Origin of the sequence: Streptomonospora arabica (genome assembly GCF_039531585.1) — a bacterium.
Taxonomy (GTDB): Bacteria; Actinomycetota; Actinomycetes; order Streptosporangiales; family Streptosporangiaceae; genus Streptomonospora; species Streptomonospora halophila.
In genome coordinates this window covers 15,769-38,559 of record NZ_BAAAQI010000026.1, presented here as the reverse complement: position 1 = coordinate 38,559, position 22,791 = coordinate 15,769, and the positions used below count along the sequence as shown (strand labels likewise).

Sequence of the window (22,791 nt, the reverse complement as noted above, 5' to 3'; positions counted from 1 at the left end):
CGGCCATGGCGGCGCCGGAGTGGGGTGCGGAGATCCTCGGCCAGTTGGAGTCCCATTGGGCACGCACCATGCGGCCCAGGCTGCAGGGGCTCGACGACGACGAGTACTTCTGGGAGCCGGTCGAGGGCTGCTGGTCGGTGCGCCCGCGCCCCGACGGCGGATTCGGGCTCGACTTCGCCCGGCCCGAGCCCGACCCTCCTCCGGTCACCACCATCGCCTGGCGGCTGAGCCACGTCATCGTGGTGGTGCTGGAGGCGCGCATCGACCGCCACTTCGGCGGGAGCGCCGTGCCGCCGGAGGAGCCGGTGTGGCCGGGCGGCGCCGCCCAGGCCCTCGACCGGCTGGAGCGCGCCCACCGGCGCTGGTGCGGCGAGGTGCGCAAGCTGAGCGAGGCCGACTTCGCCGCCCCGGTGGGAGCCGCCGAAACCGCGGAGTGGGCGCAGCGCCCGTTCGCGGCGCTGGCCCTGCACGTCAACCGCGAGATCATCCACCACCACGCCGAGATCGCCCTGCTGCGCGACCTCTACCGCGCCCACCCGGCCCACCGGGACGACGCCCTGTGAGGTGGGCTCGCGGGGGCGGGTCCCCGTTCGAGTCCTGCCGATGGGAGAACCCGCCTCCACGCACTGCGGCTATGCGGTCTTCAGGCTTCCTCGGATGTGTCGCTGCCGCCGATCTCGTCCTGCCAGTCGTCGCTGTCAGCGACAAGCCAGTACGGAACCAACGTAACCGGGAACGGGGCCTCGGTCGTGAAGAGGTCGCATCCGAATGCTCGTGACGCATCGCGGTACTGACCGTCCTCGAGGCGGAGTTCGAGAATCCCCGGATTCTCCAGGTCCGGATTGATGATCCAGTATGACTCGATACCGAACTTGGCGTATTCGGTGCGCTTCGTGTGATGGTCGTGGAAGACGCTCGATTTCGAGACGATCTCCACCGCCAATAGGGGGGCCTGCGTAAGGTAGGGGGTTTCCCGAGCTGCGCGTGGGATGACCGACAGGTCGGGAACTCGGTGGTGAGTGCGGTCGGCATCGAAATTGATGCCGGCCCCGCTCACCACCGTGAAGCCTTTGGGGGCCTGCCTGTTCAATGCAAAGCTCAACCTGTCGTTGATGAGCGAATGGATGAACGTCGGAGCCGGCGACACCTCAAGCCGCCCTTCGGCCAGTTCGTAGCGGCTGCCGTCGTCCGGCATGCGCTCCAGATCCTTCACCGTCAACGGGCGCTGCTGAGGATGCGCTTCCTCGATGCTCATGACAACCATGATGCCTCCTTGCCTGCATGGAACCAAGTATTCAGAGCGCGCACCGGTTTCGCGGCGGCTTCGCGGAACTCCACCGACTCGGGAGAGCGGCCGAGCGCGCATGCGCGAAATCCCCCTCCGCCGCGCGCCGCGCCGCGGAATCCGCGTCCGCGGCGACCGGCATGAGGTCCTGTTCACGAAGGTGTGGCTGCGAGGTCGCGCAGCCGGATGCCGAGCACGGCGATCCGGACCGCGGCCTCGTAGCGCAGGGCGGCTTGTCGTAGCGCGCGGCCACAGCGCGGACCCGCTTGAGCCGGTGGCCCTGGCGTTCGGGCAGTCGCGCCAGGGCGCACCGGTGCGGGCGCGCCGGCGGATGCCGTCCGGAAGCCGCCGGCGGCTCCATCCGGCCGGTCCGCCGCGCCCGCTGCCGCGGGGCGGCGGCGGTTCGGGCTGCCTGGTCGCTGTCCCGGTTACCGGAGGCCGCGTTCATGTGCAGCCCCGACATGCCGGTCAAGCCCGGCAGACACGCCTTCTCCAACAGGCCTAAACCACGTGGAGCGGGTCCATGCGGACCTGGGCGAGGTGCTCGTCCTTGCGGGCGCTGCGGGCCGAGGCCGCGGCCTTGAGGGACGCGGCGAGCGCGAGGGTGTCGGAGTGGGGCACGCGCAGCAGGGCGCGCTCGGCGGGGGAGTCGTCGGACTCCGCTCCGGCGCCGCCCACGGGCACCGGGCCCAGCAGCTCCGCGGAGGCGGGCGGCTCGACCTGGTCCAGCAGTTCGCGCACGGGCGCGGCTCCGCCGGTGACCGAGGCCATCGTCACCGCCGGCGGGAACCCGAGCTCGCGGCGCTCGGCCAGCTCGCGCTCGGCGAAACCGCCCGGGTCCCAGCGCACCAGCGCCTGGGTGGCCGGCAGCTGGGCGTCGGCGACGACCACCACCCGGCCGCCCTCGGCCGCCGGGCGCACCAGGGCCGCGGCGTTGCACCAGCGGCGCAGCGCCTCCTCGGAGGCGCGCAGGTCGGCGCGGCCCAGCAGCGCCCAGCCGTCCAGCAGCACCGCCGCCGCGTAGCCGCCCTCGGCCGCGGGTTCGGCGCCGGGCGTGGCCACCACGAGCGCGGGGCGCCCGCCCACGCCGGTGAGCACCCCCTCGCGCCCCGAGGTGCGCACCGTCAGCGCAGGAAACGCCCGCCCCAGCTCCTCGGCGGTCCGGCGCGCGCCGACGACTCCCGCGCGCATCCGGGACGCGCCGCAGGACGGGCAGGCCCACTCGCCGGCGATCCGGCCGCACCAGCGGCAGTAGGGCATCGCGTGCGCGCCGCGCACCGCCAGCGGGCCCTGGCAGGAGCCGCAGCGCGCGGGCGCCCGGCAGGAACCGCAGGCCAGCGAGGCCAGGTAGCCCCGGCGTGGCACCTGCACCAGCACCGGGCCGCCGGTGGCGGCCTCGCGGGCCACGCGCAGCGCGAGGCTGGGGATGCGGGCCGTGCGGGCGGCCTCGTCGCGCGCGAGCTCGCTGTCATCGCCCGCGGCCTGCACGCGGGGCGCGCGCCCGCGCACCGCGGCGCGGTCGGCGGTCAGCGGGTGCGCCCACCCGGACTCGACGAGCCGGGCGCCCTCGGTGGTGCGGGTGAAGCCGCCGACCAGCGCCGCCGACTGCGCCCGGTGCGCACGCAGGGTCAGCACCGTGCGCGCGTGCGGATACGGCGCGTGCGGCTCGGCGTGCACATCGTCGCCGTCGTCCCACAGCACTGCCAGGCCCAGGTCGCGCACCGGGGCGAACGCGGCGGCGCGGGTCCCGACGACGACGCGGACGCGGCCGCGCAGCGCGGCCAGCCACCGGCGGTAGCGCTCGGCGGGACCGAGGCCGGCCGTCAGCGCGACGTGGCGGCCCTCGCCCAGCCGCCGGCTCAGGGCCGCGTCGACGGCCTCGACGTCGCGGCCGTCGGGCACGACCACGACCGCGCCCCGGCCCGCCTCATCGGCGGTGGCGGCCGCGACGGCGATCGCGTCGGCCCAGTCGGGGCCGGGGAGCGCGTTCCACACCGCGCGCGGCGCGGTGCCCGAGCGCAGCGCGGCGAGGAAGGAGCGCCCGGCGGTGTAGGCGGCCCAGGGTCCGGGCTCGGGAGCGGGGAGCGCGTCGTGGGCTCCACCGGTTCGGTCGGCGGGGTCGGGGGCGGCCGCGGAACCGTCCGGTTCCGGTCCGCCGGAGTCAGCGGCGGCCGACCCCCCCTCCGGGGAGCCGGCGGATTCGGTGGGCGCACCGCCGGGGGAACCGCGGTCCGCACCCCCGTCCGGCGCTGCGGCCCCGCCCCCCGTCGCGGGCTCGTCGGCGCCCTCGGCGGCCTCCGCGGCGGTGTCAGCGGTCGCGGCGGCCTCCGCGGCGGCCCGGGCCTCCTCCTTCTCCACCCGGGCATGCCGCGGCGGCACGGCCAGCCGGAGCACGTCGCTGAACGTGCCCGCGTAGCGGTCGGCGACCGCGCGGGCCAGACCGGCGATCTCCGGAGTGAGGACCGGCTCGGGCGAGACCACCTGGTGCAGGTAGGCCAGCCGGCCCTGGAACTCGGACTCGGCGCGGCGCTCGACCAGGAAGCCGGCGAGCAGCTGGCCGTTGAACCGGACCCGGACCCGGCATCCCGGGACGGCGTCGGCGTCCATGCTCTGGGGAACCCGGTAGTCGAAGAGCCGGTCGAGGTGGGGGAGCGGGGTGTCGACCGCGACACGGGCGACCGGATCGCGCTCGGCCGGACGCTGCGGCTTAGGGCGCTTGGCGCTTTTTGCGGGCTTTGCCGCGCCTGTGTCGGCGGCAGCGGCCCCGCCCGCGTCCCCCGTGCTCGCGGCCTCCTCCGGGGGCTCCGCCGCGCCCCGCCCGGCCGGCGGCGGCACCCCGTCGGCCCCCGCGGCGGAGCGGGGCACGTCGAACAGGGTCCCCTCGTCGGGGCCGGGCGGCGGAGTCATCGGACAACAGGTCTACCAGAGCCCGCCGACACCCCCGCCGCGCTGCGCCGAAGCGGACGCGACCGGCGGATCGGAGCCCGCACCCGCGGGCGGACTGATAGACAAGGTGCTGCGCAGGACGAGAACAGGTGAGGGAGAGCGGTCGCATGAAACTGGTCTTCGCGGGAACCCCCGAGGCGGCGGTGCCCTCGCTCAAGACGCTGCTGGGCTCCCACCACGACGTGGCGGCGGTGGCGACCCGGCCCGACGCCCGCTCGGGGCGGGGGCGGCGCCTTGCGCCGAGCCCGGTCGCCCAGGTCGCCCAGGACGCCGGCGTCGAGGTGCTCAAGCCGGAGAAGGCGAGCGACCCGGAGTTCCTCCGTCGGCTGCGGGAGATCGCCCCCGACTGCTGCCCGGTGGTGGCCTACGGCGCGCTGCTGCGCCGGGAGGCCCTGGACGTCCCGGCCCACGGCTGGGTGAACCTGCACTTCTCGCTGCTGCCCCAGTGGCGCGGCGCGGCGCCGGTGCAGCACGCGGTGCTGCACGGCGACGACCTCACCGGCGCGGCGACCTTCCTCATCGAGCCCGACCTCGACTCCGGCCCGGTCTACGGCACCGTCGTCGAACCCATCGGCCCGCACGACACCAGCGGCGACCTGCTCGCCCGGCTCGCCGAGTCGGGGGCCGGCCTGCTGCTGCGCACCCTGGACGGCATCGAGTCCGGCGAGCTGGCGCCGCGCCCGCAGAGCGGCGACGGCGTCTCCTTCGCGCCGAAGCTCACTCCCGCCGACGCCGAGGTCGACTTCACCGCACCGGCGATGCGCGTCGACCGCCTGATCCGGGCGTGCACCCCGGCTCCCGGCGCGTGGACGACCTTCCGCGGCCGGCGCCTGAAGCTCGGCCCGGTCCGGCCGGTCATCGGCGCCGACGCGCTGCCGCCCGGCCGCATCGGCGTCACCCGGGACCGCGTCTTCGCCGGCACCGCCACCCACCCGGTGGAACTGGGCGAGGTCCAGCCCCAGGGCAAGCGGCGCATGCCCGCCGTGGACTGGGCCCGCGGCGTGCACCCGGCGGACGCCGACGTCCTGGGGGCCGACTGAGTCCCCGCACCGGGCGCGGGACCGCGCGATCCCGGCCGCGGAGGGGCATCGGGTACGCAGAGTGAGTATCCTCGACAGGGCGGTCCCCCCGTTCCCGAGCCCACAACCGGCCCCTGCGCCCGTGGCCGGTGGGTCGGCGCGCGGGCCGAGTGCAGACCCCCCGGTGAGGCTGAAGGCAGAGTTCCCTGTGAGTGACCGTTCCCGTCCGTCCCACCGCTCCTCGCCCCGCAAGCACGGGGGGAGCGGCGGAAAGGGCGGCAAGACCGCGCCGCCCGCTCCGAAGGACCCGGCGCGGCGGACCGCCTACGACGTGCTGCGGGCGGTGCAGGACCGCGACGCCTACGCCAACCTGCTGCTGCCCTCACTGCTGCGCGAGCGCGGGCTCCACGGGCGCGACGCCGCGCTCGCCACGGAGCTCACCTACGGCGCCCTGCGCCGCCAGGGCACCTACGACGCGATCCTGGACGCCTGCATCGACCGCTCGCTGCGATCGGTCGACAGCGAGGTGCTGCCCGTCCTGCGGCTGGGCGCCCACCAGCTGCTCTCCACGGCCATTCCGCCGCACGCCGCGGTCAGCGCGACCGTCGACCTGGCCCGCCGGGTGGTCGGCCACCACCGGGGCAAATTCGCCAACGCGGTGCTGCGCAAGGTGGGCCGCCGCGGCCTCGACGACTGGACCGCGATCGTGGCGCCCGACCGCACCGCCGACCCCGTCGGCCACCTCAGCGTGGTCCACAGCCACCCGCGCTGGATCGTGGAGGCCTTGGCCGCGGCCCTGGGCGAGGACGCCGCGGGCGGCGCCTTTGGAGCCGACCCGGAGCCGGGCGGGGCCATGGCCGAGACCGAGCGCCTGCTCGCCGCGCACAACGAGCGGCCGCGGGTGACGCTGGTCGCCAAGCCCGGCCGGGCCGCGGTCGAGGATCTGGTCGGCGGCGGAGCCACGCGCGCGCAGTACTCGCCCTACGGCGCCTACCTGCCCGAGGGCGATCCCGCGCAGCTGCGCGAGGTCCGCCAGCGCCGTGCCGCAGTGCAGGACGAGGCCAGCCAGCTCGTCGCGCTCGCGCTGACCCGCGTCGGGCTCGACGGCGCCGACGCCCGCTGGTTGGACGCCTGCGCCGGGCCGGGCGGCAAGGCCGCCCTGCTGGCCGGGCTCGCGGGCGGGCGCGACGCCCGCCTGCTGGCGGTCGAGGTCCAGGCCGCCCGGGCGGGGTTGGTCGCCGGGGCGGTGGAGCGCTCGCCGCGCGACGCCGGCCGCACCGTGGTGGCCGACTCCACGCGCCCGGCGTGGCGCGACGGCGCCTTCGACCGGGTGCTCGTCGACGCACCCTGCACCGGCCTGGGCGCGCTGCGGCGCCGCCCGGAGGCGCGCTGGCGGCGTACGCCCGAGACCGCCGCCGACCTGGAGCCGCTGCAGCGCGGCCTGCTCGCCCGCGCGCTGGACGCCGCGCGCCCCGGTGGCGTGGTCGCCTACGTGACCTGCTCGCCGCACCTGCCCGAGACGCGCGGCGTCGTCGAAGGGGTCCTGGCCGAACGCTCCGACGCCGAACCGCTGCGCGCCGCCGACTACCTCGGCGAGGTGCCCGACGTCGCGGCGGGGCCTGAGGGGCGCTACGTCCAGTTCTGGCCGCACCGCCACGGCACCGACGCCATGTTCCTGGCGCTGCTGCGCAAGCGCTGAGGCGGCGCGGGAGCCGCGGGCGGCGCGGGAACCGCGCCGATCCGCTAATAGACTCGGCCGCGTGGCAATCCAGATCTCACCCAGCATCCTGTCCGCCGACTTCGCGCACCTGGCCGACGAGGCCGCGGCGGTCTCCGGTGCGGCCGACTGGCTGCACGTCGACGTGATGGACAACCACTTCGTGCCCAACCTGACCCTGGGCCTGCCGGTCGTGGAGTCGCTGCTGAAGTCCGTGGACGTGCCGATGGACTGCCACCTGATGATCGAGGACCCCGACCGCTGGGCGCCCGCCTACGCCGAGGCCGGAGCGGGCAGCGTCACCGTGCACGCCGAGGCGGCGCGCTCGCCGGTGCGGACCCTGCGGGAGATCCGCGGGCAGGGCGCGCGGGCCGGGCTCGCGCTGAACCCCGGCACCGCCCTGGAGTCCTACGCCGACCTGCTGCCCGAGGTCGACATGCTGCTGATGATGACGGTCGAACCCGGGTTCGGCGGCCAGGCGTTCCTCGACCTGGTGCTGCCGAAGCTCCGCCGCGCCCGCGAGCTGATCGCGGCCGGCGGGGGCTCGGTCTGGCTGCAGGTCGACGGCGGCATCACCGACGAGACCGTCGAGCGGGCGGCGGAGGCCGGTGCCGACGTGTTCGTCGCGGGCTCGTCGGTGTACAAGGCCGACGACCCCGCCGACGCGGTCCGGGCGCTGCGGGCCCGGGCGCAGAAGGCCGCCGGGTAGCCGCGCGGCGTGGGGGCGCCGCGTAGTCGACGGCCCCCACTGATCGGAACGAGTCGGACAATCCGAGGTCTGGATCGCGATACGCGAGGTGTGCATGGACGCGGTGTGGGACGTCGAGATCGTCGTGGTCGAGTGGATCCAGAGCTGGGGCCGATGGCTTGAGGCGCCCATGGAGGCCGTGAGCGTCCTCGGCTCCCAGGCGCTGCTGGTGGTGCTCGTGCCCCTGGTGTTCTGGAGCCTGAACGCGGCGGTCGGCGCGCGCCTCTACCTGATCGCCACCGGCGCCGCTCTGGTCGCCGGCCTGCTCAAGATCGTCCTGCACAGTGCGCGGCCCTCCTGGTTCCACCTCTCCGTGCGCCCGCTGGCCGGCGAGACCACCTTCGGTGCGCCCTCCGCCCACGCCACGACGTCCCTGGTGCTGTGGGGGTACACGGCGCTGCGCCTTCGCCGGAGGTGGGCGTGGTGGGCGGCCGCCGCGACCATCGCGGCGGTCGGCCTGACGCGGATCTACCTCGGCGCGCACTTCGTCACCGACGTGCTGGCCGGCTGGCTGCTGGGCGCGGCGGTGCTGTGGGCCGCGCTGCGCTACGAGGACGCGCTGCTGGCACGCTGGCGGCGCCTGGGCCTGCCCGCGCAGACGGGCCTCGCGCTCGCCGCCTCGCTGGTTGCGCTGCTCGCGGCCGCCGGGTGGCAGGCCCTGTTCCACGCCGACTGGAGCCCGCCCGAGGAGTGGACCGGCTCGGTGCCGCCCGGGCTCGACCACGCCTCGCTGGAGTACATGGCGGGCGTCGCCGGCGGCCTCTTCGGCGGTGTGCTCGGGCTGTCGGCGCTGGCCGTGCGCGGCTGGTACAGCACGGCGGGCTCGGCGGTCTCGCGCGCCGCGCGCTATGTGATCGGGATCTCCGGGACCGTGCTGATCCTCGTGGCGGTCGACGTCGCCGTCCCCGGGGCCGCGGGCACCGCGGGGCTGCTGCGCGAGTACCTGGTCTTCGCCGTGCTGGGCGCCTGGTCCGCGCTGGGCGCGCCGGAGCTCTTCCTGCGCATGGGCCTGGCCGAGCGCCCCGCCGGAGCGAGCCCCGCCGCGGGCGCCGGACGGACCGCCGACGCGCCGTCGGACGGGCCCGCTGCCGATCGGGAATGACCCGGCATGGCACACTGTTGCCAGAAACGTTGAACCAACGCGTGCTCCGGGGTCGGTGAAAGTCCGAACCGGCGGTGACAGTCCGCGACCCGGCCGATGCCATCGGCCGGTTGAACCGGTGGAACTCCGGTACCGACGGTGAAAGTCCGGATGGGAGGCAGTACGCGTGGGATCGGTCGAGCCGCGGGCGCCTGCCCGCTCTCCCCGGTCCTCCCAGGGCGGTGCGACCGCCCGCACGCCATCCCCGGAGCCTGATCCGGGTAAGGGGATGGATGGGACGTGTTCACCGGAATCGTCGAGGAACTCGGTGAGATCACCGGGATCGAGCAGGCGGGCGACTTCGAGGGCGACGCCGTACGGCTGACCGTGCGCGGCCCGGTCGTGACCGCCGACATCCGGCACGGCGACTCCGTCGCCGTCAACGGGGTCTGCCTCACCGCCACCGCCGTCTCCGGCGACACCTTCGGCGCCGATGTGATGAAGGAGACCCTGGACCGCTCCAGCCTCGGAGCGCTCACCGCGGGGTCCCCGGTCAACCTGGAACGCGCCGCGAAGGTGTCCGACCGCCTGGGCGGCCACATCGTCCAGGGCCACGTCGACGCCAGGGCCGAGGTCGTCGAGCGCGTCACCGGCTCCCGCTGGGAGACCGTCCGCTTCTCGCTGCCGGCCGACCTGGCGCGCTACGTCGTCGAGAAGGGCTCGATCACCGTCGACGGCGTGAGCCTGACCGTGGCCTCGGTCGGCACCGACAGCTTCACCGTCAGCCTCATCCCCACCACGCTCGACCTCACCACGCTGGGCTCCAAGGGCATCGGCGCGCCGGTGAACCTGGAGGCCGACGTCATCGCCAAGTACGTCGAGCGCCTGATGCCCCGCTCACAGGCGGGCGCCTGATGGGCGGGCAGGCCGGCGGCGGACGCCCGCACCGGGGGGCGGCCCCGCCGGCGGCTCCCGCAGCCGCACCACGCACCGCAGGCAACGGCCGAGGAGTTACCGCAGCGATGACCAGTACCACCACCGAGCAACCCGCCCCCGCCGGCGCCGACCGGGCCCCCGGGGCCCCCTCCGCCGGCGCCCTCCCGAGCCTCCTCGACGACATCGCCGACGCGATCGACGACATCGCCGCCGGGCGTCCCGTCATCGTGGTCGACGACGAGGACCGCGAGAACGAGGGCGACATCGTCTTCGCCGCCGAATCCGCCACCCCCGAGCTGCTCGCGTTCACGGTCCGCCACACCTCGGGCCTGCTGTGCGCGCCCATGCTCGGCGAGGACCTGGACCGGCTCGACCTCCCGCTCATGACGTCGGAGAACCAGGAGGGCCTGCGCACGGCCTACACGGTGACCGTCGACGCGCGCACCGGCATCAGCACCGGGATCTCCGCCGCCGACCGCGCCCGCACGGTCAGCCTGCTCGCCGCCCCCGGCACCCGGGCCGGCGACCTCAACCGGCCGGGCCACGTGCTGCCGCTGCGGTACCGGCCCGGCGGCGTCCTCGCCCGCCGCGGCCACACCGAGGCCTCGGTCGACCTCGCCCGGCTCGCGGGCATGCGTCCCGCCGCGGTCATCGCCGAGGTCGTCGAGGACGACGGCACCATGGCCCGGCTGCCGCGGCTGCGCGAGTTCGCCGACGAGCACGGGCTGCGGCTGGTCTCCATCGACCAGTTGGTCCGCCACATCGAGGCCGTCGGCGGCGGTGCGCCCGCTGCGCCCGCGGCCGGCCCCGCCTCCCGCGGCCCGCTGGTGGAGCGCGTGGTCGAGACGCGCATCCCCAACAACCACGGCGACTGGCGCGCCGTCGGCTACCGGGGCACGACCGACGGTGCGGAGCACGTCGCCCTGGTCCTGGGAGATCCCGCCCACACCCCCGATCCGCTGGTGCGCCTGCACTCGGAGTGCCTGACGGGCGACGCCTTCGGTTCTCACCGCTGCGACTGCGGCGCCCAGTTGGAGGCCGCCATGGCCGCCGTCGCCGCCGAGGGCAGCGGTGTCATCGTCTACCTGCGGGGCCACGAGGGGCGCGGGATCGGTCTGCTGCACAAGCTGCGGGCCTACCGGCTGCAGGACTCCGGTGCCGACACCGTCGACGCGAACCTGGAGCTGGGCCTGCCCGCCGACGCCCGCGACTTCGGCGCCGGCGCGGCCGTCCTCGCCGACCTGGGAGTGCGCTCGGTGCGCCTGCTGAGCAACAACCCGAAGAAGACGGAGGGGCTGAGCGAGCACGGCGTCGGTGTCACGGAGCGGATCCCGATGCCCAGCGCCGTCACCGCCGACAACCTGCGCTACTTGCAGACCAAGCGCGACCGGATGGGCCATGACCTGCCCGGAATCGTCGCCGCCACCTGACGCGGAGCGCCGTCCGCGCGGCGCGCCGCCCGCCCCGCGGCCGCCGCGGGGCGCCGCGGCGGCGACCGCGACACACCAGCACGCAACCAGCCCGGAAGGAACCCGATCGAGATGAGCGGAACAGGACGCCCGGAGGAGTCCCGGGTCGACGCCGCCGGCCTGCGCGTGGGCATCGTCGCCACCCGCTGGAACGCCGAGGTCGTCGACCCCATGCTCGACCGCGCCCGCACGGCCCTGGCGCACTGGGGTGCGGAGGAGCCCGACGTCGTCCGTGTGGCGGGGGCGATCGAGGTCCCCGTCGTCGCCCAGCAGCTCGCCCGCACCCACGACGCGGTGGTCGCGCTGGGCGCGGTGATCCGCGGCGGTACCCCGCACTTCGACTACGTCTGCCAGTCGCTGACGCAGGGCCTGACCGAGGTCGCGCTGGCCGAGTCCACCCCCGTCGCCAACGGCGTGCTCACCTGTGATACCCAGGAGCAGGCCCGCGAGCGCGCGGGACTGCCCGGCAGCCGCGAGGACAAGGGCTGGGAGGCCGCCACGGCCGCCGTCGACACCGCCGCCGTGCTGCGCGGCCTGCGTGCGGGCGCCGACCAGCGGGTACCCGGATAGCACCGGCGCGGGGCGCCGAAGCCGGACGGGCACGATCCAGGCGAGGAGACACCTACACAGTGGACGAGGACGCGCACCGCGAGCCGGTCCCCGAGCTGCCGGTGACCTGGCGGCCCCGCAACATGCGCATCGTCGGCTACGCGCTGGCCGCGCTCGTCGTGGTGACGATGGTCGCGCTGGCCGCCGTGCTGCCGGACCACTGGCGGCTGTCGGACCGGCTGGGCCTGGTCGCCATCGGCGCCGTGGGCGCGGGCGTCCTGCACCTGCTCGCCCGCCCCCGCCTGGTGGCCACCGAGACCCGCGTGACCGTGGTCAACAGCATCCGCACCCACGTGCTGGAGTGGCCCGAGATCATCGACGCCCGCATGCCGCTGGGCGAGCCCTGGCCCACCGTCGACCTGGCCGACGGCTCCACGCTGGGGGTCATGGGCATCCAGAGCAACGACGGGGCCCGGGCACGTCAGGCCCTGGAGGACTTCCAGCGCCTCCTGCACTCCCGGGGCGAGGCGCAGGAGCCCGGCGGCCCGCGGTGACGGCGGCGGGCCGCGTGCCGCCGCCCGCGCCGGCGGGGATGGACGCGGGCCCGCAGCGGTGCTTGTCTGGGGGTATGGGCCCCGAAACCGCAGGGCGCTCCCGGCACCGCCCGCGTCGCCGCAACGCGCGGGCCACGACGCTGCTGTGGACGGCCGTCGCCGGGATCGCCGCCGCCGACGCGCTGCTGGACCGGCTCGCCTTCTGACGGGCCCGCCGGCGGCTCCCGCAGGCCGCCCCGCCGACACGCGGGCGGGGCGGGGACCGGTGCGCCCCCGCCTACCCGGAGCGCCCTTCGGCGCGCCCGCCGCACCGCCGGATCTTGTCGCCTCCGCTGCTCCCGCCGTAGCCTTCCGAGCGCATAGCCTGGGCCGTAGGAGGAGGGGAGGCCCCGACGATGGCTGACGCACCGGGGACCGCTGAGACCGCTGAGGCGACGACCGGCCCCGAGGACTTCGCCCGCCGGCTCGACGAGCACGACTACCTCGCCGACGACGGCGCGGCCACCGCCTGCTTCCTGGCCGTGCGCATGGGCCGCCCGCTGTTCCTCGAAGGCGACGCCGGAGTCGGCAAGACCGAGCTGGCCAAGGCCCTGGCGGCCGTCATGGGCGCGCCCCTGATCCGGCTGCAGTGCTACGAGGGCATCGACGCCGCCCAGGCGCTCTACGACTGGGACTACCCGCGCCAGCTGCTGCACCTGCGCGCGGCGCAGGCCGCCGGCGGCGGGACCGACGCCGAGCGGCTGGAATCGGGCCTCTACGACCGCCGGTTCCTGCTGGCGCGGCCGCTGCTGCGCGCCTTGGAGGCCAGCGCGGCCGGCCCCGGCGTGCTGCTGGTCGACGAGATCGACCGCGCCGACGACGAGTTCGAGGCGTTCCTGCTGGAGTTCCTCTCCGACTTCACGATCTCCATCCCCGAACTGGGCACCGTGCGCACCGAGACCCCGCCGGTCGTCGTGCTCACCTCCAACCGCACCCGCGAGGTCCACGACGCGCTCAAGCGCCGGTGCCTCTACCACTGGATGCCCAACCCCGGCTTCGACCGCGAGGTGGCCATCATCCGCCGGCGGCTGCCCGACGCCGCCGACCGCCTCGTCCGCCAGGTCGCCTCCGCCGGGCAGCGGCTGCGCGCACCCTCCGGCGAGGGCCTGGACCTGGTCAAGCCGCCCGGTGTGGCCGAGACCATCGACTGGACCGCGGCGCTGGTGGCGCTGGGCGCCCGCGAGCTCGACCCCGACTCCGCGGCCCGCAGCCTCGGCGCGCTCATCAAGCACCGCGAGGACCACGAGGCCGTCCGACTCAAGCTCGCGTCCCTGTTCAACGGGCACGACCAGGCACCGGTGGGGTGAGGGAGGTGGACCCGGCCGCCCGCGACACCACCGAGACCCTGCTGGGGTTCGTCCGCACCCTGCGCGCGGCCGGAGTCGGCGCCGACACCGGCCGCGCGGCGGCCTTCCTGCACGCCGTCGACACCCTCGACGTCACCCGGCCCGAACCCGTCTACTGGGCCGGCCGGCTGACCCTGTGCTCCTGCGGCGCCGACCTCTCCCGCTACGACGCCTGCTTCGCCCACTACTTCGGCGGCGCCCGGCCCGGGCCGTCCCGGCCCGCGCGCCCCCGCACCATCGCCGCGACCGCCATGTGGAACGCGCCCGAGGCGGCCGAGGGCGAGGACGCCGACACCGCCGGCCTGCTCGCCGCGGGCGAGGCCGAGGTGCTGCGCTCGGCCGACATCGCCGCCCTCACCCGCGACGAGCGCGCCGAGGTGGCGCGCCTGGTCTCGCGCATCAGCGCCGACCGCCCGCGGCGCCGCACCCGCCGCCTCGAACCCGCGGCGCACGGACGGCTGGACCACCGCCGGACCCTGCGCGCCGCCATGCGCACCGGCGGCGATCCCGTCCGGCTGCCGCGCCGCCACCGCTCCACCCGGCCGCGCCGGGTCGTGCTGCTCGTGGACATCAGCGGGTCCATGTCGCCCTACGCCGACGCCCTGCTGCGCCTGGCCCACGTCGTGGTGCGCGGCCACCCCCGCCACACCGAGGCCTTCAGTGTCGGCACCCGGCTGACCCGCCTCACCCCCCAGATGCGCATCCGCGACCCCGGAACCGCGCTGTCCGCCGTCGCCGAGGCGATCCCCGACTGGAACGGCGGCACCCGCCTGGGCACCGAGCTCAAGGAGTTCCTGGACGTCTACGGCCGCCGCGGCGCCGCCCGCGGCGCGCTGGCGGTCATCGCCTCCGACGGCTGGGAGCGCGGCGACGCCGCGCTGCTGGGCACCCAGATGGCCCGGCTGTCCCGGCTCGCCCACCGCGTGGTGTGGGTGAACCCGCACAAGGCCCAGCCCGGCTACGCACCCCTGACCGCGGGGATGCGGGCCGCCTGGCCGCACATCGACGAGTTCGTGTCCGGCCACAGCCTGGACGCGCTGGAACAGCTCGCCACCGCCGTGATCGGCGGTCGGCACGGAAGAGGAGGGCCCCGTGCGTGACATCCGCACCGCCGTCGCCGACATGTACGCCGCCGGCGACACGTTCGCGCTGGCCACGGTCATCGACACCTACCGCAGCGCACCGCGCGAAGCGGGCGCGGCCATGGCCGTGGGCGCCGGAGGGGAGGTGGCCGGCAGCGTCTCCGGAGGCTGCGTCGAGGGCGCCGTATACGAGCTGGGCCAGCAGGTCATCGCCAGCGGCGAGCCCGCCCGCGCCACCTACGGTGTCAGCGACGACGACGCGTTCGCCGTCGGACTGACCTGCGGCGGCACGCTGCACGTGCTGGTCGAGCCGGTCGACCCCGCGCGCCACCCGCACCTGGGCTCGGTCATCGCCGACATCGAGTCGCACCGCCCGGTCGCCGTGGCCACCGTCGCCGGCGGCCCCGGCCGCCTGGGCGCGCGGCGCGTCATCTGGCCCGACCGCGCCGAGGGGGACCTGGGCGGCCGGCGGCTGGAGTCCGCGGTCGACGACGACGCCCGCGGGATGCTGGCCCAGGGCAGCACCGGCATCCTGCGCTACGGCGCCGACGGCCAGCGGCGCGGCGACGAGCTGGAGGTGTTCGTGCAGTCCTTCGCCCCGGCCCCGCGCATGCTGGTCTTCGGGGCCATCGACTTCGCGGCCGCCGTCGCCGACATCGGCGCCTACCTGGGCTACCGGGTCACCGTGTGCGACGCCCGGCCGGTCTTCGCCACCGCCAAGCGCTTCCCGCGCGCCGACGAGGTGGTGGTGAAGTGGCCGCACGTCTTCCTCTCCGAGATCGAGGCCCAGATCGACGAGCGCACCGCCATCTGCGTGCTCACCCACGACCCCAAGTTCGACGTGCCGGTACTGGAGGCGGCGCTGCGCACCCCGGCCGGCTACATCGGGGCGATGGGCAGCCGGCGCACCCACGAGGACCGGCTGGCGCGGCTGCGCGAGGCGGGCGTGGGCGAGGAGCGGCTCGCGCGGGTCCGCTCGCCCATCGGACTCGACCTGGGGGCGCGCACCCCCGAGGAGACCGCCGTCTCCATCGCCGCCGAGCTGATCCAGACGCGGTGGGGCGGTAGCGGGCGCCCGCTGTCCACCACCTCCGGCCGCATCCACACCGAGCCGCTCGCCGCCCCGGGCGCCGACGGCGCCGAACCGAGGGTGCCGGCCGGCCGCGCGCGGTGACAGCGCGGTGGGGCGGCGGAGCCGCGCAACCCGCCCGAATCGCCGCGACACGCCCGGGCCCGCCCCGGGTGCGGAGGCCGGAAGCGGACAGCTTTCGGTGTAACCCCGCAGCTCGATACGCCCGGATTTGCCGGTGCGCCTGAGGACGCGGCGTTCCCGAGCCCGCAGGTGTCCGCGGCCACCGGACGGTCGGGCGCCCGGGCGTGGCATTATCGCGGCATGACGACACGCGAGCGGGGCGAAAGCGGCGCGGGCGCGGCGCCGATCGCCGGGCTGCTGCTGGCCGCCGGCGAGGGGTCCCGCCTGGGCCGCCCCAAGGCGCTGGTGGAGGTCGCGGGGGAGCGGCTCGTCGACCGGGGCGCGCGGACGCTGCGCGACGGCGGGTGTAGACCGATCCACGTCGTCACCGGGGCGGTGGAGGTCGACGTCGGATACGCCGCGTCGGTACACAACCCCGGCTGGCAGAGCGGTCTGGGCTCGTCGCTGCGGGTGGGGCTGGACACCCTGCCCGAGGACGTCGACGCCGTCGTCGTGGCGCTGGCCGACCAGCCGCTGGTGACCGCCTCGGCGGTGCGGCGGCTGCTGGAGGCACACGCCGACGGCGCCCGCGCGGCCGTCGCCACCTACGCCGGCAACCTGCGCAACCCCGTACTGCTGGGCCGCGAGCACTGGCCAAGCGTCCACGCCCTCGCCGAGGGCGACGTGGGAGCGCGCCCGTTCCTGAGCGCCTACTCCCATCTGGTCACCCACGTGCCCTGCGACGACGTGGCCAGCCCCGAGGACATCGACACCCCCGAGGACCTGGAGCGCCTCCAGGCCTGCCTCGAAGGCCGCGGCTCCGCCCCGCGCCGGCCCACCTGAGCCGGCCCGTTCCCGCCGGCGCGGTCGGTGCCGGGGGGGGGGAGCCCTCTACCCGTCGCAGTTGTGAGCGATCACAATCGACGACGAGTACACGCCCGCCGGCATCAGCCGGCCTGCGCCAACCGCATGATCCCGAAGCGGGAGCTCGTCCGCTCGCCCGGCTCCAGCACGGTCAGGTCGGTGCCGGAGTTGAAGGCGTCCGGGGGGCAGGTCATCGGCTCCACCGCGAGTCCCCGCCGGTTCAGCTCCTCGGGCAGGCCCTCGGCGCTGAACACCTGGAGCCAGCCGCAGGACGCGTCGCCCCACACGCCCACCGACGTGCCGCCGGAGGCGACCACCGTCCAGGCCCGGCCGTCGGCGTCGCGCTCCAGGCCGGTGAACGCGGTGTCGAAGGCCGTCGCCCCGATGGGCCGGGGCGTGCGGAAGTCGTGCTCGGTGCCCTCCACCGGCTCCGGGGCGCCCGAGGGGAGCAGCCGTCCGTCGACGGGCAGCCGGCGCGAGGCGGGCAGCTTCAGCACCGCGTCGTCCATGGGCGCCGCGACGGACACGAACGGGTGCGCGCCCATGCCGTAGGGCGCGGGGGCGTCGCCGGTGTTGCGGGCCCCCAGGGTCGCCGTCAGCCCGTCGGCCGCGTCCAGCTCGTAGTCCGCGGTCAGTTCGAGGCGGTAGGGATAGCCCGGGTCGCTCCCGTCGAGCTCGCAGGTCAGCCGGGTGCGGTCGGAGCCGATCTCCACCGGCAGCCACGGCTTGGCGTAGGCCAGGCCGTGCAGGGCGGTGCCGCGCCGGGGTTCGGTGACCTCCAGTTGCCGCTCGACGCCCTTGAAGGTGTAGCGGCCGTCGCGGATCCGGTTGGGCCAGGGCGCCAGGAGCAGCCCGTGCGAGGCCGGCGGCGGCTCGTCGGGCGGGACGCGCCAGATCAGCTCCTGCCCGCCGTAGGCCAGCCGGCACATCGCCGCACCGCGGCGGCCGACGGCCGCTCGGTAGTCGCCGGCCGCCAACTCGATCGCATCGCCCACCACACTGCCGCCCTTCCCCGCTCCGCTACCGGTCCCGGGCGATGATAGTGCCCGCCGTTGCGCCCTCGGGCGTGCGGCACCCCCGCGGCGGGCGCGTGCGCGGCCGGGATCCGCCGCGCCGCGGAAGCCGGCGCGCGGCTCAGCCGAGCAGGTTGTACAGCGGGATCAGCACACCCGCGCCCACCATCAGCAGCCCGCTGGAGAGCACCACAAGCAGCATCAGCACCGAGCCGGCCACCGCGAGCCGGTAGGCCACCAGCCGGGTACGGGCGCGCCTGCGGCCCGCCGCCGTGCGGCCCAGCACGACGAGCAGCACGCCCAGCAGCACCGGAAGCCACCACTGGCCGGCGATGCCCGCGGGGAGCAGGCCCACCACCGCGTCGGCGGCGCCCGCCGCCGCCGAGACGACGGTGCTGCGGGCGAACTCGACCACTCCCGCGTAGGCGTCGGCGATCGGGCTCGGCCGGTCGGGATAGAACCCGTCGGCGCGCATCACCCGCCCCACGCCGTCGACGAGCCCGGCCAGCGCGGCCGGGTAGGCGAACCTGCGGCAGCGCCCGGCGCCCTCGGCCCGTTCGAGCTGTTGCATGCTGCGGTTGACGCGCCGCCGCTCCCGCTCCTCGCGGCGGCGCGCCCGGCGCTGCTCGGACTCGGTCTGCGGGCGCCCGTAGGGCGCACCCGGCCGCTCGTAGGGCGCGGTGCCCCACCCCGCCCCGGCCCGATCCTGCGGCTGCGCGGCGCCCGGGCCGCCCGCGCGTTCGCGCACCCGCTGCCACCGGTCGGAGACGGCGTCGGACAACGCCGCCCACCGGTCGCGGCGCCGCGCGCGGCTTTCCTGGCGCTCGCGCTCGCGCTCGGCGGCGCCCAGCCGCACGGCGACGGGCAGCAGCAGCGAGGCGGTGACCAGGGCCGCGTTCGCGGCGAGCGCGTCCGAGCGGCGGCGCAGCCCGGTGTCGCGCTGGTGGCGCCACCAGTCCACGCGCGGGGCCGCGCTGCGCCGTCGGGGGTGCCAGGACTGCGCGCGCAGGCGCCCGCGCTCGCGCCCGGCCGCCTCGGGGTCGAGCACCAGTTCGGCGGCCAGCGCCCACGCGCCGTCCCAGGCGTGGCGGGGCAGGTCGGCGACGCCGGCGGCCGAGGCGGGCCCGGACTCCAGCCCTCGGGCGGCGGCCTCGACCTGGCGCATGATCAGCGGCACCTCGTGCTGGACGTGCTCCAGCGGCGCGCAGCGGCCGGCGCCCTCGGCGCGGCAGCCGGGATGGCCGCACCAGTGCCGCGCCGCCAGGTCCAGCGCCCCCAGCTCAAGGGCCTCCCGCAGCACGGCGTGCCGACTGGATCCGCCCCGGACCAGGGCCAGCACCCCCTCCGCACCGACCTCCAACCCGCGGAAGCGGGGCGGCATCCCCGGCACGAACCTGGCCGCCAGTGCGCTGATGGCCAGGTGCACCCGCTCGGGGTGGGCGTCCAGGGCGGTCAGGTAGGTGCGGTCGAAGGTGTAGTCGTTGACCTCGCGGTCCAGCCAGGTGCGCAGCGTCGGCCAGTGGGTGCGCAGCCACACCTCGCCGCGGTCCCAGCGGTCCAGCAGGTCGAAGGCGAGGCTGGGCGGGTCGTCGTGGGAGGCGTCGGCGAAGCGGATGGGCGCGTGCCCGCGCGGCCGGACGATGCTCGGGCGCTCCCCGGCCAGCCACTGCCGCACCTCGGCGCAGCCCCAGCGCGCCGACGGGGCGGGGGTGAGCAGCCCGCGCGCCAGCAGCCGCCAGGACTCGTCGGCGACGGCCGAGACGTCGACCTCGGTGCTGCGCGCGGTCAGCCAGTTCTCGCCGCGCTCCGGCCGCCGGCCGGTGACAAGCTCGTGCACCATGACGCCCAGCGACCACCACGCCGCGGGGGCCTCGCGGCGCCCCTCGACGACCTCGGGTGCGGCGTAGGCCTCCGTGACGGCCAGGCCGCCGTAGACGCGGCTCATCGTGGCCCGCACCGCGCCGCCGAAGTCGGTCAGCGCGAACACGGGCGGGTCCACGGAGCGGACCAGCAGGTTCTCGGGCTTGACGTCGGTGTGGTTGTGCTGCAGCTGCTCCTGCCAGTGGTGCAGGCAGTCGGCGACGGCCGCCACGACGGCGCGCGCGGCCGCGTCGTCCAACGGGGCCCGGTCCAGCACCGACCGCAGCGAGCCCTGCGGGAAGTACTCCTGGGCCTCCCACGCCACGTCCTCGCCCCAGGAGCTGCGCGCGCGGCCGTAGCCGTGGATGGCCGGGGTGTGCGGGTCGCCCTCGCCGCGGGCCTGCAGCCGGTCCAGCAGCTCGCGGTTGATGTCGTGGCCGGGGCGGTAGACCTTCAGCGCGACCCGGCGCTGCGGGGCCTGGGCGCCCTCCGCTTCGCGCCCGCGCCCCGCTCCGGCGGGCTCGGCGAGGTAGACGACGGCTTCGCCGCCGGCGCCGATGCGCTCCCGCACGGTGTAGGTGCGGCGCAGTTCGGCGGGCACCGCGTAGTCGATCTCGCCCGCTGGACCCACGACCACCCGCGCGACCAGCCGCGGAAGCCACGAGACCAGCGGTGACAGCAGGCGGCGCCACCACGGCCGGGCCGATCCGCCGGCCGCGCCCTCGGTGTCGGCCGCCGGATCGGGGCGCATCAGGGCGCGGGTGCGGGCGGCGTCGGCGATCGTGCCGGGCGCGTCGCCGGACCCGCCGGTGAGCGGGTGCAGGACGCGGGTGACCCACCGCGTGCGGGCGCGGTCGGCGTCGAGCCGGGTGGTGGCGGCGGCCGGCTCGATGTTGCGTGTGGGCGAGTCGGGATCTGCGGACTCGGGATCGACCATCGTGGTTGCGGCGCTCTCGGGGCTGACGCTGACACCGCGGCGGCGGCGCCGCGAACGGCGCCGCTCCGGGCTTTGGCGCTTTCCAGACTAGGCGAGTCCCGAGCGGTCGGGAGGGGCCCGCGACCCGGATTCGTCCCTGATCCGCGGGGCGGGGGGCTCGGCGGAGGCGGCGCCTCCGGCCGGTCGCGGTCAGTGGTCGCCGGGGCCCTCTCCTCCGGGGGACCCGCCCAGCCGCTCGCAGGCCTCGCGGTACATCCGCACGACCTCGCGGCGGACCTGGGCGCGCTCGGTCAGCGGCTCCGACCAGCGGATCCGCACCGCGGCCTCCGTGCCGCCGACGACGGCCGCGTAGTCGCCGCCCTCGCTGTCGACGCCGGTCATCCGCGCCGAGGTGGCCCCGGGGACCCCGCCCAGTGCCCGGCAGATCGCCAGCGTCTCGCCGGGGTGGTCCTCGTTCATGTGCCTGGTGATCGCCGAGACGACCTCGGCCGTGAACGGTGTTTCGGGCACGGCGCTCCTTCGGCGTGGCTGTGCGGGTGCCGGATTCCGGGTGCGGCGCGCCTCCGCCGGCGCGGCGCCCCGAGCATATCCGGCCCGGCGCCGGGCCGCCGGGTCCCGGACGTGCCGCGCGGCGGCGCGGCGGGCGCTCAGTCCGCCTCGCGCGTGAACTCCGCTTCGATGTCGATCCTGATCCGGTCGGCCACCACGACGCCGCCGCCGTCCATGGGCATCTCGATGTCGACCTTGAAGTCGCTGCGGCTGATCTCGGTCTCGGCGTGGAAGCCGGCGCGCGTGAGGCCGTAGGGGTCCTGCGTCACGCCGTTGAACTCCAGCCGCAGCACCACCGGCCGCGTGTTGCCCCTGACGGTGAGGTCGCCGTCCAGCAAGAATTCCTCGCCGGAGGTGCGGATTCCGGTGGACCGGAACGTCCACTGCGGGTGCGTGCCGGTGTCGAAGAAGTCCGCGGAGCGCACGTGGTGGTCGCGCTGCTCGTTGTCGGTGTTGATGGAGGTCGCGTCGATGGTCGCCCGCACCGACGACTGCAGCGGGTCCTCGGGCACCGTGAGCTCGGCGTCGAACGTCTCGAAGCGCCCCCGCACCCGGCTCACCATCATGTGGCGCACCGAGAACCCGATCACCGAGTGCACTGTGTCGATCCGCCAGGTCCCCGGAGTGAGCTGCTGGTCCATGGCTCCCCTTGCTGGTCGTTGTCGAGGGGCGTCACATAGTGTAATAGTGAACTTCCGAAAAGTGACGATGCGGCCCGGCCCGATTTCGGCTGCGCGTACGCCGGGCGGCGCCCGGCCGCGGCTCGCCCGGCGGCGTTTTCCCGCTTGACGGCCCGCCCGGTTGGCTAAGCTGGTCCTGGACCTCCCGACCGGGGTGGATCCGTCCCGAACAGTCAGGAGTCTTCAGCCGCGTGACCCGCCCCACCATCTCCGGCGCACAGCGATTCCGCGACGACGACGGTTCGCCCGATCCCGCCGTCACCGCGCGGCTCGACGCCTTCTCCCGAGGCGAGGCCGGCGACCGGCAGGTGCTCGCGGCGCTGGGGGACTCCCGCGTGCTCGTGCCGGTGGTGGCCGTGGCCGGCGAGACCGAGCAGGACGACGACGGCCGCACGCGCGAGAAGTCCAGCGACATCGCCCTGCCCCTGATGATCGGCGAGGACGGCCGCCGCGGCGTGCTCGCCTTCACCTCGGTCGACTCCGCCCGCGCCTGGCGCGAGGACGCCCGCCCGGTGCCGGTCACCGCCGTCGAGGCCTGCCGCGCGGCCATCGACGAGGGGGCCGACGCCGTGGTCGTCGACGTCGCCGGGCCCGTCACCTACGCCGTCCAGGGCCGGTTCCTGACCACCCTGGCCGAGCACGGCACCGTGCCCGCTCCCAAGGACGACCCGCAGATCCTCGCCCTCATCTACCGGGTCACCCACACCGAGTTCGGTATCGAGCGCGTGCGCGTCCACGAGTCCGACCGCGCCGAGATCGGCATCCGCCTGGAGCTGGAGCGCCGCGACGACGAGTCGCTGCGCCGCGTCGCCGACCGCCTCACCACCGAGCTCACCCCGGTGCTGCCCGGCGGCGTGGAGCTGAGCGCCGTCGTGCGCGCCGACCGGCGCGGCTGAGCCGCGGTCCGGGCGCGCCGCCGCGCGCG

21 protein-coding genes and 1 riboswitch are annotated in these 22,791 nt (G+C 76.0%); of the genes, 15 read left to right on the top strand and 6 right to left on the bottom strand.

Annotation, left to right across the window (positions count from 1 at the left end):
• The first annotated feature begins 5 nt into the window (after nucleotides 1-5).
• Nucleotides 6-563 carry a DinB family protein gene (locus ABD284_RS24605; protein ID WP_344148441.1) on the top strand — a complete coding sequence of 186 codons (558 nt, stop codon included), beginning with the start codon at nucleotides 6-8 and terminating at the stop codon, nucleotides 561-563.
• A gap of 80 nt (nucleotides 564-643) precedes the next feature.
• On the opposite strand, the gene ABD284_RS24600 is transcribed toward ABD284_RS24605, so the two are convergent.
• Both ABD284_RS24600 and ABD284_RS24595 read right to left on the bottom strand, forming a co-directional pair.
• A complete protein-coding gene (locus ABD284_RS24600; RefSeq protein WP_386699080.1) occupies nucleotides 644-1,264 on the bottom strand; it encodes a Uma2 family endonuclease in 621 nt (206 codons plus the stop codon).
• Nucleotides 1,265-1,786: 522 nt separating this feature from the next.
• Nucleotides 1,787-4,192, bottom strand: coding sequence for a primosomal protein N' (locus tag ABD284_RS24595; RefSeq protein WP_344148435.1), 2,406 nt, complete (start codon nucleotides 4,190-4,192; stop codon nucleotides 1,787-1,789).
• Nucleotides 4,193-4,338: 146 nt separating this feature from the next.
• Here ABD284_RS24595 and fmt point away from each other — a divergent pair, with 146 nt between their 5' ends.
• The 13 genes from fmt to ABD284_RS24530 all read left to right on the top strand — a co-directional run bounded on the left by fmt (nucleotide 4,339) and on the right by ABD284_RS24530 (nucleotide 16,806).
• Nucleotides 4,339-5,271 (top strand): methionyl-tRNA formyltransferase, encoded by a 933-nt coding sequence (gene fmt / locus ABD284_RS24590; protein ID WP_344148432.1) that lies wholly within the window; start codon nucleotides 4,339-4,341, stop codon nucleotides 5,269-5,271.
• Nucleotides 5,272-5,458: 187 nt separating this feature from the next.
• A complete protein-coding gene (locus ABD284_RS24585; RefSeq protein ID WP_344148429.1) occupies nucleotides 5,459-6,949 on the top strand; it encodes an RsmB/NOP family class I SAM-dependent RNA methyltransferase in 1,491 nt (496 codons plus the stop codon).
• A 61-nt stretch (nucleotides 6,950-7,010) separates the two neighbouring features.
• Nucleotides 7,011-7,676, top strand: a complete 666-nt coding sequence (gene rpe / locus ABD284_RS24580; RefSeq protein ID WP_344148426.1) for a ribulose-phosphate 3-epimerase — start codon at nucleotides 7,011-7,013, stop codon at nucleotides 7,674-7,676.
• 94 nt (nucleotides 7,677-7,770) lie between these two features.
• Nucleotides 7,771-8,817, top strand: a complete 1,047-nt coding sequence (locus tag ABD284_RS24575; protein WP_344148423.1) for a phosphatase PAP2 family protein — start codon at nucleotides 7,771-7,773, stop codon at nucleotides 8,815-8,817.
• A 37-nt stretch (nucleotides 8,818-8,854) separates the two neighbouring features.
• Nucleotides 8,855-8,985, top strand: a riboswitch (FMN riboswitch).
• Nucleotides 8,986-9,096: 111 nt separating this feature from the next.
• Nucleotides 9,097-9,711: a riboflavin synthase gene (locus ABD284_RS24570; protein WP_344148420.1), complete on the top strand. Its 615-nt coding sequence runs from the start codon at nucleotides 9,097-9,099 to the stop codon at nucleotides 9,709-9,711.
• A gap of 107 nt (nucleotides 9,712-9,818) precedes the next feature.
• Nucleotides 9,819-11,162, top strand: a complete 1,344-nt coding sequence (locus ABD284_RS24565; RefSeq protein ID WP_344148417.1) for a bifunctional 3,4-dihydroxy-2-butanone-4-phosphate synthase/GTP cyclohydrolase II — start codon at nucleotides 9,819-9,821, stop codon at nucleotides 11,160-11,162.
• A 111-nt stretch (nucleotides 11,163-11,273) separates the two neighbouring features.
• The gene (gene ribH, locus ABD284_RS24560; protein WP_344148414.1) at nucleotides 11,274-11,771 is read left to right on the top strand and encodes a 6,7-dimethyl-8-ribityllumazine synthase; all 498 of its coding nucleotides are present in this window, start codon (nucleotides 11,274-11,276) and stop codon (nucleotides 11,769-11,771) included.
• A gap of 122 nt (nucleotides 11,772-11,893) precedes the next feature.
• Nucleotides 11,894-12,304: a PH domain-containing protein gene (locus ABD284_RS24555; protein ID WP_344148474.1), complete on the top strand. Its 411-nt coding sequence runs from the start codon at nucleotides 11,894-11,896 to the stop codon at nucleotides 12,302-12,304.
• A gap of 74 nt (nucleotides 12,305-12,378) precedes the next feature.
• Nucleotides 12,379-12,510, top strand: coding sequence for a hypothetical protein (locus ABD284_RS24550; RefSeq protein ID WP_344148411.1), 132 nt, complete (start codon nucleotides 12,379-12,381; stop codon nucleotides 12,508-12,510).
• 189 nt (nucleotides 12,511-12,699) lie between these two features.
• Nucleotides 12,700-13,650, top strand: a complete 951-nt coding sequence (locus tag ABD284_RS24545) for an AAA family ATPase (RefSeq protein ID WP_344148408.1) — start codon at nucleotides 12,700-12,702, stop codon at nucleotides 13,648-13,650.
• A gap of 5 nt (nucleotides 13,651-13,655) precedes the next feature.
• Complete coding sequence (locus ABD284_RS24540; protein ID WP_344148405.1) at nucleotides 13,656-14,789, top strand: vWA domain-containing protein; 1,134 nt, start codon at nucleotides 13,656-13,658, stop codon at nucleotides 14,787-14,789.
• Nucleotides 14,782-15,945 (top strand): XdhC family protein, encoded by a 1,164-nt coding sequence (locus ABD284_RS24535; protein WP_344148402.1) that lies wholly within the window; start codon nucleotides 14,782-14,784, stop codon nucleotides 15,943-15,945. The genes ABD284_RS24540 and ABD284_RS24535 overlap by 8 nt, the downstream gene beginning before the upstream one ends.
• A 219-nt stretch (nucleotides 15,946-16,164) precedes the next feature.
• On the top strand, nucleotides 16,165-16,806 hold the full coding sequence (locus ABD284_RS24530; RefSeq protein ID WP_344148400.1) for a nucleotidyltransferase family protein: 642 nt from the start codon (nucleotides 16,165-16,167) through the stop codon (nucleotides 16,804-16,806).
• A 104-nt stretch (nucleotides 16,807-16,910) separates the two neighbouring features.
• Here ABD284_RS24530 and ABD284_RS24525 read toward each other — a convergent pair whose 3' ends face one another.
• From ABD284_RS24525 to ABD284_RS24510, 4 genes are all read right to left on the bottom strand, one after another.
• Nucleotides 16,911-17,822, bottom strand: coding sequence for an aldose 1-epimerase family protein (locus ABD284_RS24525; RefSeq protein WP_344148398.1), 912 nt, complete (start codon nucleotides 17,820-17,822; stop codon nucleotides 16,911-16,913).
• 139 nt (nucleotides 17,823-17,961) lie between these two features.
• The gene (locus ABD284_RS24520) at nucleotides 17,962-20,637 is read right to left on the bottom strand and encodes a protein kinase domain-containing protein (RefSeq protein ID WP_344148395.1); all 2,676 of its coding nucleotides are present in this window, start codon (nucleotides 20,635-20,637) and stop codon (nucleotides 17,962-17,964) included.
• Nucleotides 20,638-20,826: 189 nt separating this feature from the next.
• A complete protein-coding gene (locus ABD284_RS24515; RefSeq protein WP_344148392.1) occupies nucleotides 20,827-21,147 on the bottom strand; it encodes a DUF2470 domain-containing protein in 321 nt (106 codons plus the stop codon).
• Between the two features lie 137 nt (nucleotides 21,148-21,284).
• Nucleotides 21,285-21,827, bottom strand: coding sequence for a YceI family protein (locus ABD284_RS24510; protein ID WP_344148389.1), 543 nt, complete (start codon nucleotides 21,825-21,827; stop codon nucleotides 21,285-21,287).
• Nucleotides 21,828-22,057: 230 nt separating this feature from the next.
• On the opposite strand from ABD284_RS24510, the gene ABD284_RS24505 reads away from it, so the two are divergent.
• Complete coding sequence (locus tag ABD284_RS24505; RefSeq protein ID WP_344148386.1) at nucleotides 22,058-22,762, top strand: SseB family protein; 705 nt, start codon at nucleotides 22,058-22,060, stop codon at nucleotides 22,760-22,762.
• Nucleotides 22,763-22,791 lie beyond the last annotated feature (29 nt).